Raw genomic sequence first — 15,133 nt, 5'->3', positions numbered from 1 at the left:
GAGGGCCCTACAGCCACCCGTGCTCCTCATACCAACGAAGCGTGTGGGCCACCCCGTCGTGGAGGGAGGTAGACGGCTCGTAGTCGAAGTCGTGGGCGGCCTTTTCGCTGGAACAGGCCGTACAGGCGTGCCGAATTTCGCGGGTCTTGTCGCGATTGAGGGGTGGATGGGTGCCGGTTGCCCAGCCCCAGGCCTCGGCCACGGCTCCCACGGCCCCGAGCAGTGGCCCCGGCACCGGAAGGGTGACCGCCCAGGTGTCGAGGGCCGTGGTGGCGGCTTGTTTTACCTCATTCCAGGCGTGGGGCCGCGCGCTGCCGAGGAAGTAGGTCTCTCCGTTTGCGTCCGGATGGCGGACCGCGTCCACCATGCCGGTGGCGAGGTCCTGCACGTGCACCAGGCTCAGCGTGCGGGCCGAGCCCCCGCCCACGATGGGGCACACGTGCTGCTTGATCGCGCGAAAGAAGTCGAGAATGTCGCGGTCGCGCGGCCCGTAGACGGCCGGGGGGCGAATGACCGTAAGAGGGAGCGTCCCGGCATACGATTCGGGGGTGGTCTCGGGGCGTTCCCGAAGGGCTTCTTCCATTTGTGCCTTGCTCCGGCCGTACATGCTGACGGGATGGAGGGGCACATCCTCCGTCGCCACGTCCTGATCGCAGCGCCCTACGGCCGCGAGGCTGCTGGTTATCAGTACGCGGTCCAGGTCGGGCGCGGCGTGCTGAACAGCCCCCAGCAGGTTGAGCGTGGCCTGTACGTTCGCCTCACGGAATTCCTCTTCGGTTGGAGCGCGCGTGCGGCCCGCCACGTGGTACACCTCATCGACGCCGTCGAGCGCGTCCCAGAGAACGTCCACGTCCGACAGGTCGCCGTGCACGTAGGTTACGTCCAGGTCGGCCAACCACTTCGGATCGGTACGGACCAGGCACCGCACCTCGTCCATGCCGCGGTGCAGGAGTTCTTCCACGAGGTGACTCCCGACGAAGCCGGTGCCGCCGGTGACAAAAGCTGTTCGCTCCGTGTACGAGGCCATCGAGTATAGAAGAAAAGGGCAATAGAGACGAAAGCGAAGGAGAGGATGGAGGAGGCCCACGCCGGAGACCGGGAGGATCTACGACGAGGATATCCAGACGTCCGCCTATCTCGACGAATCTCGACGAACGCGTTGGAGCGGTGCCTTCTCCAGGCCATGCCTGCGGACACCGTCATCGTAGATGTGGGGGCGACAGTCACGGTGTGCTCCCATCCACGTCGGGCCGATCCTGCCGCTCGTGCTTGCTCATCGAAAACGAAACTGTACCGGCTTCACGATCCACACTACAGGACTGACCGTTGGAAATTACACCGAGTCCGACAACAAGCTACAAACCGGTCGCTGAACCCCGAAACCCTGACAGAAAGAGATTTCATCAGAATCATTTCTCCCAAATTTTAATTGTTCACAATATAGTCTGGACCATATTTCTCGAAAACCGAACATTTTCTCAGTCAAGGGTGATGGAATCATGCGATGGACTGTTCGTCCGATGGTTTTCCTGCTCGTAGGACTCCTCACTGCCTGCGACGGCACCGGCCCTGAGTCAACGCCCGAGCCACGTTTCGAGCTCTCGGCGGGGGCGCCGGTGAATGCTTCCGTCGAGGGCAAGGCGACACTCGGCACCGATCTGTCGTTCGGCGAGCAAAGCGTCTTTGTGCTCCCCATCCAGCCGCTGGGTAAGACCGTCACCGTCCTCCAGCTCGCCGGGACATACGAGGACACAGTGACGCACGACCTGTCGTTCATGCGGCTGGCCGACGGCCCCCTGGATCCGGGTACCTATGAGATGGGCCCTGATGCGCGCTGCGACGGTCCCTGTGAGCCAGGATTCTTTCCGGGGGGCCTCTTTACTGCCAGCTACGGGCGGCAGACCGCCGACTCGTTGCACTTCTACCCGCTAAAAGAGGGGACCGTTACAGTCGAGACGACCACCGACGAGGTCGTGGAAGGCACCTTCTCGCTCGACGCGGACGTGGGGGCCAGCGTGTCCCGCACAGACAGGCAGGCGTTCCGCGACTCGTTGCGAGGGGCCCCACCCTACAATGATATCGATCTCCCGCGGCTCAGGTGGAGCGTTGGTGGCGGTCTGCTTTCCCCACGACCCGGATCTGAAGGGGAGGCTTGCGGGCTCATCCGCAGGATGAGGGAGCAGAGCCCTAACTGTCCTCCGAGGCGGAAGCCCCGGAAGAGTCGGGGCCATCCTCGGCCACGAACTTGTACCCAATGCCGTAGACCGTCTGTAGATGGGCAGGATCGTCCGGCGTGGGCTCAATTTTCTTGCGGAGCGACGCCACATGCCGGTCGATGGTGCGGGTGGTAATGTCGCCACTGATGCCCCACACGTCCCGGAGAAGCCGTTCGCGACTGACCGTTCGGCCCCGGTGCTCGATGAAGTAGGCCAGAATGTCGAACTCCAGCTCGGTCAGACCGACCGGCTCATCATTTCTCCTGGCAGTTTTATCGGGAAAGTGGACGGTCACGTTCCCAAACCCATACACATCCCCGGTGTCGGGGAGGGCCGACTCGCTTCGGGACAGGACCGCCTGGACGCGGGCCGCAAGCTCTTTTGTGTCAAAGGGCTTGGTGACGTAGTCGTCCGCCCCGAGGTCGAAGCCCCGCAGCTTGTGCTTGTGTTCGTCCTTGACCGTGAGCATGATCACGGGCGAGTTCACCCCGGACTGCCGCGCCTCCCGCAGCACCTCAAACCCATCCTTATTTGGCAGTTTCACGTCCAGCAGCACAAGGTCGTAGGGGGGAAGGGTTGTCATCTCTTGAAGCGCATTCTCGCCCTCGGTGGCGTGGTGAACCGCGTAGCCGTGTCGGGCAAAGAATGACTCCAGGCTGCTTCCGAGGTCCGGGTCGTCCTCCGCGATGAGGAGCCGGGCCTCAGAGGACCCTGTCGCGCTGCCGGGCAAAGACATGACCGTGCTTGTGGTTCACGAAAACTGTAGAGAAAGTAGATTTCGCAATGAGGAATCTACCTTTCCGGCGTTCGAAGTGCAAGACTCGTGAGGACGTACCGAAAGGCACGCATGCAGAACGGCCAAGAGGATCGCACGTATGTACACGCACACGATACTGCTCTGGTACGCGCCTCAACGCATGGACGCATCGCCGCTCTTTGATCCCGAATACCTGCCCATCATTGCCGGGACCCTGGTCGGATTCGCCCTGCTCGCCGCCCTGCTTCTCGTGCCGATTTGGCGGTTTCTCGACCGGGAGGAGGAGGTAGCGGAAGAGTGGACCCCGGAGGCCGTTGCGGAGCGGGTGCGCGAGCAACAGGAAGGCTCGTCGGACGCAACGGAGACCGCAGAGGAATCCGACCCTTCCGCGAAGCAGGGCGAAGCGGCCCCCCGTCCGTCCGGCTCATAGAGTCATAGGCGAGTGCGCTCGATTCGTTATTCAGAGGTGCTATCCGGAGCAGCGACCCGGACCATAGGACGGAGGGTTGAAAGTGTCTTTGGGCCGATGCCGCCGACGCGCTTTAACTCGTCGACGCGCTGGAACGGACGTTGGGTCGACCGATACGTCACGATCCGTTTCGAGAGGGCGGGCCCAATTCCCGGCAGGGCGTCCAGGGCCTCCGGCGACGCTGCATTTACATTGATCGGGTGCTCCGCGGAGGGCGGCCGCGGCTCGGCGGACGCTGAAGAAGGGGCGGTTGAGTCTGCCGAGGGCTGGGCGACGAGCGAGTCGGTGGCCACTGGAGGAACCTGCTGCTTCTGAATGTGGCGCACCGTGAGGCCGACCAGAAAGAGCACGGCCAGAGTGAGAATCGCGAGGCCCTCCTGACGGGTAATGGAAAGCCGCTGCTGCAGCCGGTAGAGCCAAATCATGGCGACGGACCTACGGGGATACGCACCACGCTGTAATCCATTGTCTCGTACATACAGACACGAGTGGAGCCAGAATTTAACGTCTGTGAAGCCTGGAGGGATGGGCCCATTGGCCTGAATTTGACCCTCGACAATTTGCGGTCGAAAATCCCCGTATGGGGGGTGTTGCCCCTGAACCTGTCAGTATTTCGTGACCATGGCACAGCGCTCAATCGTCCGGACGAAAGCCGTTGTCCTGCGGAGCATCGACTACGGCGAAACGAGTCAGATTGTGACGCTCTTCACGCAGGAGAAAGGCAAGATTGGCGTGATGGCGAAGGGGGCCCGGCGTCCCAAAAGTTCGTTCGGGGCGACCCTGCAACCGATGGCGTACACGCAGGTGGTGTTCTACCACAAACCCTCCCGCACCCTGCAGACCCTCAGTGAAAGCAGTCACGTCCAGTCCTTCCACCGTCTCCGCGAGAAGCTGCCAACCATCACGGTGGGGCTGCGCATTGTCGAGCTGGTCGATGCCCTGATGGAAGAGGAGGACCCGCAACCCGCTGCGTTTGCGTTGGTCGTCCGGGCCCTTCATCGCCTCAACACCGTGGAGACGCGGGTGAGTAACCTCTGGCCGTACGTGCAACTCCAACTGGCCCAGATGCTGGGGGTGGCACCGGCCGTCGACCGGACACGGGTGGAGGCCGTGACCGGTGATGAGGGACTCCTCTCCCTGGCCGACGGAGGGGTGTATCCGGCGGACGCGACGCCGGAACAGCCGAGGCGAGCCTCCCGGCCCGCCCTCCGGGCCTACGCCGTCTGTGCCCGTGCCGATCTCGATACGGTGATGCGTCTGAACATGACCCCGGCGGTTCGGCGAGAGGTAGAAGCCCTCGTGCGTGACTTTTTGCGGTACCAGTTCGACGACGCCTATCCGGATCGGAGCCGCTCGGTCATCGCGCAGATTGAGGGCACGGGGCCGACCGAACGAGCGACTTGACCTTTTCCGGCGTTCTGGATACCCTACTGTGTGGAATATGTGGCCGCCTCTATTTCTCTTCGAGAACGCCGGCATTCCATTCATCAGCTGAGCGCTACCGCTTTTCCGTCATGGGCCGGAAAAAGCTCACTGCCAAGCAGCATGAATTCTTGCAGTTCCTGATCGACCACACTCGGGAGACAGGGGTGTGGCCGACCTATCGAGAAATTATCGATCACTTCGGCTACAACTCGCCCAACAGTGTCACCCAGAACCTAAAGGCGCTCCATCGCAAGGGGCACCTCACGCGGGACGATCAGGGCTATCACCTCGCCAAGCGTTATCAGGAACAAAAGGAGCCGGGCATCCCGGTGAAGGGCATTATTTCGGCCGGGACGCTCCAGGAAGCCGTGGAGGCCGACCTGGGGACCATCACGCTCGACATGCTCTTCCCGAACCTCGACCAGATTTTCGCGATCCGGGTGTCGGGACAGTCCATGCGGGGGGCAGACATCCGTGACGGCGACTACGTCCTGCTCATCGACGAGGACATTCCGGAGGGGGGAATTGGCGCGGTCCTGTATGACGGAGAAACCTCCCTAAAGCGCGTGCACCACGACGATGAGGGCCTTCGCCTGGAGCCCTGCAATCCGGAGTACGACGACATTCACATCCAGCCTGATGTGTTTGAGGAAGTTACCATCCTTGGGCGCTACGTGGGCCACATCAACGAGGAGGGCATCCACAAGAAAAGCGGTCAGGGAGCCACGGCGGTCCATTAGCCCGTCACGAGTGCGTCTCCACACGTCCATTTGCTTCGATCTCACGCCTTTACGTTCATGAGTGACCTTCCGAACTGGAGAGATAATCTGCGCCGTGAGGGGGGGCATTGGGACGACGGCCGCTGGTACGACATCCATCTGGAGCGACGGCTTCCACAGGCCATTCCGATGTTGGAAGAGTTGGCCATGGCCCTTCCGCCCCTGCCGCCCGGCGCCACTGTTGGCGACCTTGCGTGCGGCACCGGCAATGCAGCCGCTACGGTGCTCGATGCGTACCCGCAGGTAGAACTCGTGCTGCTGGATGAAGACCCGGACCTGCTCTCCATCGCACACGAGAAGGTGGGGCAACTCACGCGCAACGCCGAGCCGCTTCAGGTGGCGGTGCCCTCCGACGGGGCGCCGCTCCCGGGCGGGCCCTACGACCTCGTGGTGGCCTCGCTGGCCCTCCACGCCATCGTGGGGCACGAGGTGGACCCGGCGGAGGCGGAGTCGCGCTATGAACTCCTCTTCCGTAGCGTCCTTGAGCCCCTGCGCCCGGGGGGACACTTCCTCATTGGAGACCACGTCGGCACCCTGCCGCTCTATCGGCAGCTCAAAGCCATGGAGCGCGCCGGGTTCACGGAGGTGGACTGTGCGTGGCGCCAAGACGATTTCTTCGTAGCGGGCGGCCGAAAGAGTCCCTGAGCTACTGAACAGGCCATGGCGGGCCGGGAGGGAGAAGTGGAATCCCTGTGGAGCCGCCGTCGCGTCGGAGGTTGGGAATGATGATTACGTCTCTCCGCACTGTCTGGACGCACCGGCCAAGCCGCGCCGTTGCACTCGTATTTTCACTCCTGAGTATCTTCGTGGGGAGTTGGTTTGCCCGCATCCCGGAGGTGCAGGCGGCCCTTGGACTATCGGAGGCGGCCCTTGGGCTGGTCCTGTTGGGCATGCCGGCGGGCACCCTCCTCGTAATGCCCCTCGCCGGCTGGCTGGTGGCCCGGTGGGGGGCAGGGGGCACCACGTTCGTGCTGGCCCTCGGGCAAGGAGTCCCGTTCATCGCGCTTCCACTTGTGCAGAGTGCGGGGGGCCTCGCAGGGGCACTCATCGGGGCCGGAATGATGAACGGTCTTCTCAACGTGGCGATGAACGCCCGGACCAACGCGGTCGAGGACCGGCGGGACAAGCCCATTCTATCCACCTGCCACGGGTTTTTCAGCATTGGCGGGATGGTGGGGGCCGGGGTAGGGAGTGGCGCCGCGGCACTCGGGCTTTCCCTCGGCTGGCAGTTCGCGGGCCTCGTTGGGGTGGGGGCCGGAGTCATACTGCTCCACCGCGGGGCCCTGTTGGGGGGACCGACGAGGGCACAGGCCGGTCCCGTCTTTGCGATGCCGTCGTCGGCACTGGCCGGACTCGCCGCGTTGCTCTTCTGTGTGCTGCTCGGGGAGGGGGCGGTTTCGAACTGGAGTGCGGTCTACCTCCGAAACGGCCTTGGCGCGACGGCCGGCGTCGCGGGCCTGGGCTACGCGGCCTTCTCGGCGGCCATGGCCCTTGGGCGCCTCCAGGGCGACCGGCTTCTGCAGCACCTGGAAGCGCGGCGGATGGTGCAGGGCGGTGCACTGCTCGCAGCCTTCGGACTCGGGGTGGGCGTCTTAATTGCGCACCCGGTCTCGGGCATTGCAGGCTTTTTCGTCCAGGGGCTCGGGTTCTCTGTGCTGGTGCCGGTCATGTATCGGAGGGCGGCGCAGACGCCGGGCATGGCGCCGGGATCCAGCATCGCTGCGGTGGCGAGTGCGGGGCACGCCGGGCTCTTTACGGGGCCGCCCCTGCTCGGATTTGTGGCCGACACGGTGGGCCTGTCCGGCGCGATCGGGCTGGTGGCGGCCCTGGCAGGGGGCGTTGCGCTAGTGGCCGGGCCTGTCCTGCGGCGGTCCAAGGGGACTGGGGCGCCGACGTCGAGGAGGGGTGGGGGGGCGTAAGCCCCTCCGTTCAGAGCCCACCGTGCGAAGGGAGGCGTTGCAAGGACGAGCGGCGGTCCCCGGTGCGGCCTCCTGTCGCCGTGAAACGGTGGCCTTAAGGGACGGGCAGAAGAGGCGGTCGCGCGGCGTGCAAGGAGATCACACTCTACTTTTCGGTACGGGGGCCTTGTCCTCAACCGCGCTCGTTTTGAATCCGCTGGTACGTCTTGTCCAGATCCACGACGGGCTTCGGATAGTCGGCCCCGAGGACGCAGCCGTACTTCTTTTGCTGCTCGTGGCTCATGCGATGGGGCTCGTGCACGTACTTGTCGGGGACGTCCTTCAACTCGGGAAGCCAGTAGCGGACGTACTCACCGTCCTCGTCGTAGCGCTTCGCCTGCTTCACGATGTTGAAGTACCGGGCCCGCGGGTCGTTGCCCACGCGGGAGTTGTAGGCCCAGTTGCCCCAGTTGGAGGCCACGTCGTAGTCTACGAGGCGCGACTCGAAGTAGGCCGCCCCCATTCGCCAGTCCAGCTTTAGGCTCTGTGAGAGCATGCTGGCCACGTTCTGGCGGCCCCGGTTGGACATGTAGCCGGTCAGGTTGAGCTCCCGCATGTTGGCGTCGACGAACGGGATGCCGGTCGTGCCGGCGGCCCATCGCTCGAAGGACTTGTCATAGTAGCGCCAGTCGATGTCGTTGCCGTTGATGCCGCCGGGGCGGAAGAGGCGCTCGCCGGCCTTCCACGTGACGTAGCTGAAGAAGTCGCGCCAGATCAGCTCAAACTTCATCCAGTACGTGGACTTGTTGTCGACCCGTTGGTCCTCGTATCGCTCCACCTCCTCGTGGATTTGCCGGGGGGTGATGCAGCCGTGGGCGAGCCAGGCACTGAACTTCGCGGAATAGTTGGCGCCGAGCAGGCCGTTGCGCGTCGCCTTGTACTTCTTTAGAAAGTCCCCCCGCCAGATGTACTCGTCGATGCGGTCGTGCCCGCGGCTTTCGCCGCCCCGGAAGGGAAGGACGCCTCGCTCGTCAACGGTCCCGTCATCGTCGAAGCCGAGGTCGTCGAGCGTGGGGATCGTGCCGGGGTCGATGTCCTCGGGCAGGGGAAGCAGCGAGTCCGGCGCGTCCAAGGTGGGCCGGACCGTGCTCTTCTTCTCTACGGCCTTCCGAAAGTTCGTGTAGACTTTCGGGATGTCGTCGGGGCCGTCGAAAGGAACGTCGTCAATGTGGTAGAGGGTCTTCCCCCAGAAGAAGCCGGGCGTCGCGTCGGTGTCCCGGAGCGCATCCTCCACGGCCGTCTCCACCTCCTCCTCTTCCCCCCCGATTTCCTGAAATTGCAGCACCTCGTTGGCGTCGGTCTGCCGCACGAGCTCCGGCAGGATGTCCTCAGGGCGTCCCCGACGGACCACGAGGTTCGCCCCGAGGTCCTGAAACGAGTCTCGAAGGTCCTGCACGCTTTCGCGGAGGAAGCGGGCCCGGACCGAACTCATCTTCGGCAGGTCGAACATTGTCGTGCCGAAGTGGCGGGGATCGAAGCAGTAAACCGGAATGACCTGGTCGTAGTGGTCGGCCGCGTAGCGAAGCGGGGCGTGATCGCGTACGCGGAGGTCGTTCCGAATCCAGACGAGAGCGGTTGAAAGCACGGTGTCAGTGCGGTGAAATGGTGAGTGTCGAGGCGGCGAACCCCGGAGACGTGAGCAGGGGTGTTCCGAGCCGGCTACGCGCTATTCCTCCTTGGCCCAGGGGATGTGGTCGCGGTCTTTGTTGCGGCGACAGCGTTCGCTGCAGTATTTCACGTTCTCCCAGTCATCCTCCCACTTCTTTCGCCATTCAAACTCGCGGTTGCATACGGGACACGTTTTGGTCGGGAGATTTTGGTGACTCATGGCACCTGGGGGCTTGTGGCATAGAGTAGTAGCCGAACATACGGTCCCAGGGAAGCGGCGTGCCTGTGCGGCGGGGCTTCTTACACGCTCGTCAAGACCGGCCGACTTCGCACGGTTCTCACGACAATTCGACCGACGAGGAGGTTCAGGCACACGCCACGCAGGAACAGACGCGAAAAACGGGCCGTAGCCAACCATGTCATAGCGAGAAGGTCAGCAGGCACCCGCACTGGCTATCCTCCTACTGGGGCCATAGCTCAGTTGGTAGAGCGCTGGAATCGCACTCCAGAGGTCCTGGGTTCGAATCCCAGTGGCTCCACTTTCAGCCCGTCATTTGGGCCCATCACACGACACCCCCACTCCTGCCTTCAGGCAGAAGTGGGGGTTTTGCTGTGGTGGGGGAGTGCGCTACTCCTGCAGGTGGGCGGGAACCTCCTCGGGGATGGTCCAGAGGTACAACACGTCCCCGTCCACGCTCACAGTGGAATCCGGTGCCCAGCCGTTCATGTCGAAACTGTGAGAGACGACCCGCGTCCCCGGGTCGAGCTGCTCGAAGAGCATCGGTCGGAGCCGCAGGTTGACCTCCGGGAAGAGGTACATCGTCACGACGGTTGCGTCACTGAAGTCGGCCTCGAAGAGGTCCTGTCGCCGAAATTCCACCTGATCGCTCACGCCGGCGAGCGCGGCGCGCTTGCGAGCCCGCTGGACGAGATCGGGTTTAATCTCAATCCCGACGCCCCGGGCGCCATGGCGCTTGGCGGCCGTGATGGGGACGCGCCCGTCGCCACTGCCGAGGTCGTACACTGTATCGGACGCCGAGACGCCGGCAAGCTCCAGCATGCCTTCAACCGTCTTCTCGGGGCTTACGACGAACGGCACGTCGGCATCGACCGTCGAGTCCACAATGGAGGGAGACGTAGCGGGCAATGGGACCTGAGCGACCGAGGTGTCCGGCCCGCGGGTCGCCGAGTCATCCTGATCCTGCGCACAGCCGGAAAGGGGAAGCAGTCCGGTCCCCAAGAGACTGCACGCGAGAAGCGGAACGGCCAGGGTGTGCGCGGAGAAGCGGGCGAGACGCATGATCAGGAATCAGACAATGGAGGAGATGCGCGTGGACCCTGCGCTACGCCCGCCGGGGCTGCACCGTAGAGTCGGGAAGCCAGGACCAGTCCGGAAGCTTCGACCGCACGGTGCGGGCCGCCAGCTCGAGGCTCACGTAGGCCACCGGAATGAGCAGGAGTGTGATGAGCGTCGACGCCGTGAGTCCCCCAATCACGACCCGCGCGAGCGCGGCTTGAATCTCCGCCCCGGCACCGATGCCCAGCGCGAGGGGCACCAGTCCTAGCACTGTCGTAAGCGTGGTCATCAGGATGGGCCGCAGGCGCAGCCGCCCGGCCTCGGCCACGGCCTCCTTCAGAGGGAGGTCCTGCTCCCGCCGCATCAGGTTGATGTAGTCGACCAGCACAATTGCGTTGTTTACCACGATGCCGATAAGCATGACGAACCCCATCACGCTCTGAATATTAACGGTGGTGCCGGTGAAGACGAGCGTCGGCAGCACGCCCACCAGAACAAGCGGGACGCTAAACATGACGATGAGTGGGTCTAGGAAGCGCTCGAACTGCCCAGCCATCACCATGTAGATGAGCACAAGGGCCATGAAGATGGCGATTAAGAAGTCGGTCTGCGCCTTCTGCTGCTCGCGGTACTGGCCCCCGAATGTGACCGAAAAGCCCTCGGGAAGAGAAAGGGTCGACACCTTCTCTCGGGCCCGGTTGACCACCTCGCCCAGGACGGCGTCGCTGGTCAGGTTGGCCGAGATGTAGGTGACGCGCTGCCCGTTGATGCGCTGGATCTCCGTCGGGCCGCGGCCGCGCTGAGTCGTCACGAGCGTCGAAAGAGGGACCGAGGTCCCGTCTGGCGTCTGAATGGACACGTTGTCCAGGTCCTGCACGGAAAGACGGTCCTCGGGACGGAGGCGGACCGTGATCGGGAATTGCTCACCACCGGCACGGTAGGAGGCGGCCCGGCTGCCCCCGAGGTTGGTCTGGACGGCCCGCGCCACCTCCTGGGTCGTGAGGCCGAGAGACGAGATCTTGTTCCGAAGAAACCGGATGTTCTGCTCGGGCTGGCCCTCGCGCCGTCCGCTGCGCGCCCCGGCCACCCCTTCTACGGTTTCGAGCTCCTGCTTCACGCGCTGCGCAATCTTCTGGGCCTGCTCAAGGTCGTACCCGCGGAGCTGAACCCGCAGGGCCTCATTTCCGCCCCCCACGCTGAAGACGCGTCGTAGGATCCAGAGTCCCGACTGCGCGCTCACGCGAGTGTCGGCTCCCGGCACCTTGCCGGTCACCTCCGCCCGAATGCTGTCGGCGAGGGCGAAGGTGTTGATGGAACGCTCCCCGGCCGATTTCAGCTGCACTTCCACCTCGGCCCCCCAGGGCTGCACCTGCTTGGCAACGTTCACGACCTCGTCCTGCGGGAGCATGGGCTGGACCCGCTGCTCCAGCTCCTCCAGGTACTCCATCACCACGGCGATGTTGGTGCCCTGTGCCATCTGCATGTCCACGTCGATCTGGTTGGCGTCGGTCTGCGGGGCCAATTCGACGGACACGTAGGGCCAGAGCAGGAGGGCGCCTGCCAGCAGGGCGCCCGTCGCGCCGAACACCAGCCAGCGTCGCTGCAGTGCGGCCCGGATGGCGTCGGAGTACCGGTTCTCTAGAGTCGCGAAGGCACGCTGGAACCAGGACTTCGACGCGTCTGCGGTGGCATCCCCCTCGCCAGCGTCGACGGTAAGGAAGCGGCTGGCCATCATCGGCACCAGCGTAAGCGCCACGAGCAGCGAGCAGGCCAGCGCAAAGACCACGACCAGCGCGAGGGACTGGAAGAGGGAGGCCGTCGTCGTGCGGGCGAAGACGAGCGGGAGGAAGATCACGGAGGTGGTGATCGTGGAGGCCAGGATGGCGCCCGCCACCTCGCGGGTCCCTATCGATGCCGCCTCGCGCAGAGACCGGCCCTTCTCCTCGCGCTGTCGAATAATGTTCTCTAAGACCACGATCGCGTTGTCGACGATCAGGCCCACCCCCAGGGCCAGCCCCCCGAATGTCATCTGGTTCAACGTTAGATCGTTGAAGAACAGCAATGCAAACGTCGCGATGATCGAGATGGGGATCGACAGCGCGATGATGAACGTCGTCGACCCGTTCCGCAGGAACAGGTAAAGCACGAGGATGGCCAACAGCGAGCCCCAGATGGCCGAGTTCTGGACGTTGTTGATCGACTTCCGGATGAAGTCGCTCTGGTCGCTTACAACCGTCAGGCGGACGTCCGAGCGGGTCTGATTCACGCGGCTCACCTCCTCGCGGACCCGGTTCGCGACGCTCACGGTGTTGGCCCCGCTCTGCTTCTGGATGTCGAGTCGAAGCACCGGTATCCCGTTCAGCTCTGCGATCCGGCCGAGGTCTTCGTAGCCGTCGACGATCTCCGCCACGTCCTGGACCTGCACGGGCGCTCCGTCGGCCGTGGTCACGACGGTGCTTCGAATCTGGTCTAGGGACTGGTACTCCCCCTGCGTTCGCACGTACAGGTCCTTGAGGCCCTCCTTCACGTTGCCGCCCGGAAGGGCCACGTTGGAGGAAGAGATGGCCTGCTGGACCTGTGCGGCGGAGAGATCATAGGCCGCGAGCCGGTCGCGGTTCACATTTACCTGAATTTGCCGATAGATCCCCCCCTGCACGCTGATCGTCCCGACCCCGGGTATCTGCTCGAACTGCTTGCTGAGGTTGCGCTCCAGCAGCCGGGTGAGTGAGGGCAAGTCCCGACTCGACTCGACAGAGATCGAGACGATCTCCTGGCTGTTCGGGTCAAACTTTCGGATGCTGGGCGGCTCGGCCTCGACCGGCAGGTCGTCCCGAATGCGGTCGAGAGCAGCGCGCACATCGTTCGCGGCGGCGTTGAGGTCGGTGCCCTGTGCAAACTCCATGTTCACGCGGCTGTCGCCCTCCGACGATTGGGAGGTGATGCGCTCCACGTTCGACACGCTCGAGACCGCATTCGCGACCGGGTCGGTGATGATCTGCTCCATCTCCTCGGGCCCCACGTTCGGGTAACTGGTCGTCACCGACACCCGCGGGTACTCAATCTCGGGAAGCAGGTCCACCGGGAGGTAGTAGAAGCTCACGGCCCCCACGACGATCACGACGAGGAACGACATCGCCGTCGCGACGGGGCGCCGAATGGATGTATCGTAAAGAGCCATGAGGGAAGGGAAGAGAGAAAAAGAGTGTGCGGCGGGGGCGGGCGGCTAGCCCCCAATGGACGACTGTGCGGAGTCGCTGGAGGTCGAGTCTGCATTGCCGAAGCGCCGCTCCGCAACGCGCTGCTGTCGCTCAAGCACATCGTAGAGCAGGTCCGTGTCCTGAAGGCGCTGCAGCGACATCAGGCGTGACCAGGACATGGGGCGGACGCGGGCGTTCACTCGCTCCTGTCCGGCAGAACTGACCTGGTCCTGGCCGACGGTCACGATCCAGTCCCCCGGCTCGACGCCCCGGATGCCGGCGGTCTGTTGGCCCTCTGCGAGCACCTCAACTTCCCGAAAGGTGGTGGGGGTTGGGGGGGTGAGTGGCGGGGGATTGTCCGTGTCGAAGTCCTCGGGCACGTCCACGGGAATCTCCGTCCCCAGTGTCGGGGCCACAAAGACGCCGCGGGTGTTGGAGGCGGGGTCTTCGTAGAGGGCGCTGAGGGGGACGATCGTGGCCCGCTCGCTTTCCCCGTAGGCCACGTCCACTTCGACGAACATCCCGGGATTGAGGAGGCGGGGGTCGTTCCCGACCTCGATCACAGCCTCGGCGCTGTAGGACGCTTCGCTCAGAAACGGCGACATGCGAGTCACCGACGCCGTGAGGACGGTGTCCTGCTGGGGCACGTGGATGCGGGCCGTCTGGCCGGGGCGGATGCGCCCAAACATCCGGTCCGTCACCTCCACGCGCACCTTCATGGAGTCGAGGTCGCCGATGGTGTAGAGGCGGGTGTCGGGCCCCACGCGCTGGCCCACCTCGACGTTGCGCTGCCCCACGTATCCGCTGATTGGGGCACGCACGACGGTGCGGCGGAGGGCCGTTTTCCGTTCTTGCAGGGTGGACTCGGCCTGCTCCACCTGAGCCTGGGCCTGCTCGTAGGAGGCCTCGGCCTGGCTCACCTGGGCCCGTAACGACTCGAGCTGCTGCTGACTCTCAAAGTCCTGGTCGGCGAGGCGCTCGGTCCGTTTTAGTTGGGCGCGAAGCCCACGGAGGCTGGCCTGGGCGCCCTTCGCCTCGGCCTGGGCGTTCCGGAGGGCGGCTTCCGCCTGTCGAACCTGTTGCTCGTAGGTCACGCGCCGGAGGCGCACGAGGGGCTCGCCCTCCTCGACATAATCGCCCGTCTGGACCTCTACGGCGACGACCGGCTCGCTCAGTCCCGGGTAGATCGCCACCTGGTTGCGCGCCCGAACCGTGCCGCTCATCCGCTCCTCCAGCGGAAGGGTTCCGTTGCGGGCCTGCACGGCCTCCACAGACGGGGGAGAGCTGTTTCCCCGCCCTCGGCGGCGGTCGTCCCCCTCGTCGGAGGACGAGCCACAGCCGCTTAGCAGGAAAAGAAGCGCGAGACCGACGAAAGCCAATCGGGCCATGATGGGTACAGAGGAACTGGGAAAGGGACGCAAAAATAC

Annotated in this window: 14 protein-coding genes and 1 tRNA gene; 6 read left to right on the top strand and 9 right to left on the bottom strand. The window is 64.3% G+C overall.

The genetic code is table 11. The features are described from left to right. Window positions 1–7: 7 nt before the first annotated feature. The 3 genes from OJB03_RS09375 to OJB03_RS09365 all read right to left on the bottom strand — a co-directional run bounded on the left by OJB03_RS09375 (window position 8) and on the right by OJB03_RS09365 (window position 2,952). The gene (locus OJB03_RS09375; protein WP_263786759.1) at window positions 8–1,027 is read right to left on the bottom strand and encodes an NAD-dependent epimerase/dehydratase family protein; all 1,020 of its coding nucleotides are present in this window, start codon (window positions 1,025–1,027) and stop codon (window positions 8–10) included. A 547-nt stretch (window positions 1,028–1,574) separates the two neighbouring features. Next, complete coding sequence (locus OJB03_RS09370; protein ID WP_263786758.1) at window positions 1,575–1,763, bottom strand: hypothetical protein; 189 nt, start codon at window positions 1,761–1,763, stop codon at window positions 1,575–1,577. A 424-nt stretch (window positions 1,764–2,187) separates the two neighbouring features. Next, window positions 2,188–2,952, bottom strand: coding sequence for a response regulator transcription factor (locus tag OJB03_RS09365; RefSeq protein ID WP_263786757.1), 765 nt, complete (start codon window positions 2,950–2,952; stop codon window positions 2,188–2,190). 181 nt (window positions 2,953–3,133) lie between these two features. Between OJB03_RS09365 and OJB03_RS09360 the strand changes: the two genes are divergently transcribed. Then, window positions 3,134–3,403: a hypothetical protein gene (locus OJB03_RS09360; protein ID WP_263786756.1), complete on the top strand. Its 270-nt coding sequence runs from the start codon at window positions 3,134–3,136 to the stop codon at window positions 3,401–3,403. A gap of 26 nt (window positions 3,404–3,429) precedes the next feature. Here OJB03_RS09360 and OJB03_RS09355 read toward each other — a convergent pair whose 3' ends face one another. Continuing rightward, complete coding sequence (locus OJB03_RS09355) at window positions 3,430–3,867, bottom strand: ComEA family DNA-binding protein (RefSeq protein ID WP_263786755.1); 438 nt, start codon at window positions 3,865–3,867, stop codon at window positions 3,430–3,432. Between the two features lie 196 nt (window positions 3,868–4,063). Here OJB03_RS09355 and recO point away from each other — a divergent pair, with 196 nt between their 5' ends. The 4 genes from recO to OJB03_RS09335 all read left to right on the top strand — a co-directional run bounded on the left by recO (window position 4,064) and on the right by OJB03_RS09335 (window position 7,565). Further along, window positions 4,064–4,846, top strand: coding sequence for a DNA repair protein RecO (gene recO, locus OJB03_RS09350; RefSeq protein WP_263786754.1), 783 nt, complete (start codon window positions 4,064–4,066; stop codon window positions 4,844–4,846). A 110-nt stretch (window positions 4,847–4,956) separates the two neighbouring features. Next, window positions 4,957–5,607, top strand: coding sequence for a transcriptional repressor LexA (gene lexA / locus OJB03_RS09345; RefSeq protein ID WP_263786753.1), 651 nt, complete (start codon window positions 4,957–4,959; stop codon window positions 5,605–5,607). Between the two features lie 57 nt (window positions 5,608–5,664). Next, complete coding sequence (locus OJB03_RS09340) at window positions 5,665–6,291, top strand: class I SAM-dependent methyltransferase (protein ID WP_263786752.1); 627 nt, start codon at window positions 5,665–5,667, stop codon at window positions 6,289–6,291. 77 nt (window positions 6,292–6,368) lie between these two features. Then, complete coding sequence (locus OJB03_RS09335) at window positions 6,369–7,565, top strand: MFS transporter (protein WP_263786750.1); 1,197 nt, start codon at window positions 6,369–6,371, stop codon at window positions 7,563–7,565. A gap of 172 nt (window positions 7,566–7,737) precedes the next feature. On the opposite strand, the gene OJB03_RS09330 is transcribed toward OJB03_RS09335, so the two are convergent. Both OJB03_RS09330 and OJB03_RS15770 read right to left on the bottom strand, forming a co-directional pair. Then, entirely contained in the window at window positions 7,738–9,189 is a 1,452-nt protein-coding gene (locus tag OJB03_RS09330; RefSeq protein ID WP_263786748.1) for a DASH family cryptochrome, read from the bottom strand. A gap of 81 nt (window positions 9,190–9,270) precedes the next feature. Next, window positions 9,271–9,432: a DUF2256 domain-containing protein gene (locus OJB03_RS15770; protein WP_081580681.1), complete on the bottom strand. Its 162-nt coding sequence runs from the start codon at window positions 9,430–9,432 to the stop codon at window positions 9,271–9,273. A 246-nt stretch (window positions 9,433–9,678) separates the two neighbouring features. Here OJB03_RS15770 and OJB03_RS09325 point away from each other — a divergent pair. After that, window positions 9,679–9,751 (top strand) — tRNA-Ala (locus OJB03_RS09325). An 89-nt stretch (window positions 9,752–9,840) separates the two neighbouring features. Here the strand turns inward: OJB03_RS09325 and OJB03_RS09320 are convergent. The 3 genes from OJB03_RS09320 to OJB03_RS09310 are packed head-to-tail and all read right to left on the bottom strand — an operon-like array spanning window position 9,841 to window position 15,094. Beyond that, entirely contained in the window at window positions 9,841–10,512 is a 672-nt protein-coding gene (locus OJB03_RS09320) for an SAM-dependent methyltransferase (RefSeq protein ID WP_263786746.1), read from the bottom strand. Between the two features lie 43 nt (window positions 10,513–10,555). Beyond that, entirely contained in the window at window positions 10,556–13,687 is a 3,132-nt protein-coding gene (locus tag OJB03_RS09315) for an efflux RND transporter permease subunit (RefSeq protein ID WP_263786745.1), read from the bottom strand. Window positions 13,688–13,732: 45 nt separating this feature from the next. Next, on the bottom strand, window positions 13,733–15,094 hold the full coding sequence (locus OJB03_RS09310) for an efflux RND transporter periplasmic adaptor subunit (RefSeq protein WP_263786744.1): 1,362 nt from the start codon (window positions 15,092–15,094) through the stop codon (window positions 13,733–13,735). Window positions 15,095–15,133 lie beyond the last annotated feature (39 nt).

The organism is Salinibacter grassmerensis, from assembly GCF_947077765.1.
Classification (GTDB): Bacteria; Bacteroidota; Rhodothermia; order Rhodothermales; family Salinibacteraceae; genus Salinibacter; species Salinibacter grassmerensis.
Note: the sequence above shows the minus strand (reverse complement) of the source record. Positions and strands in the feature narration are given on the sequence as shown.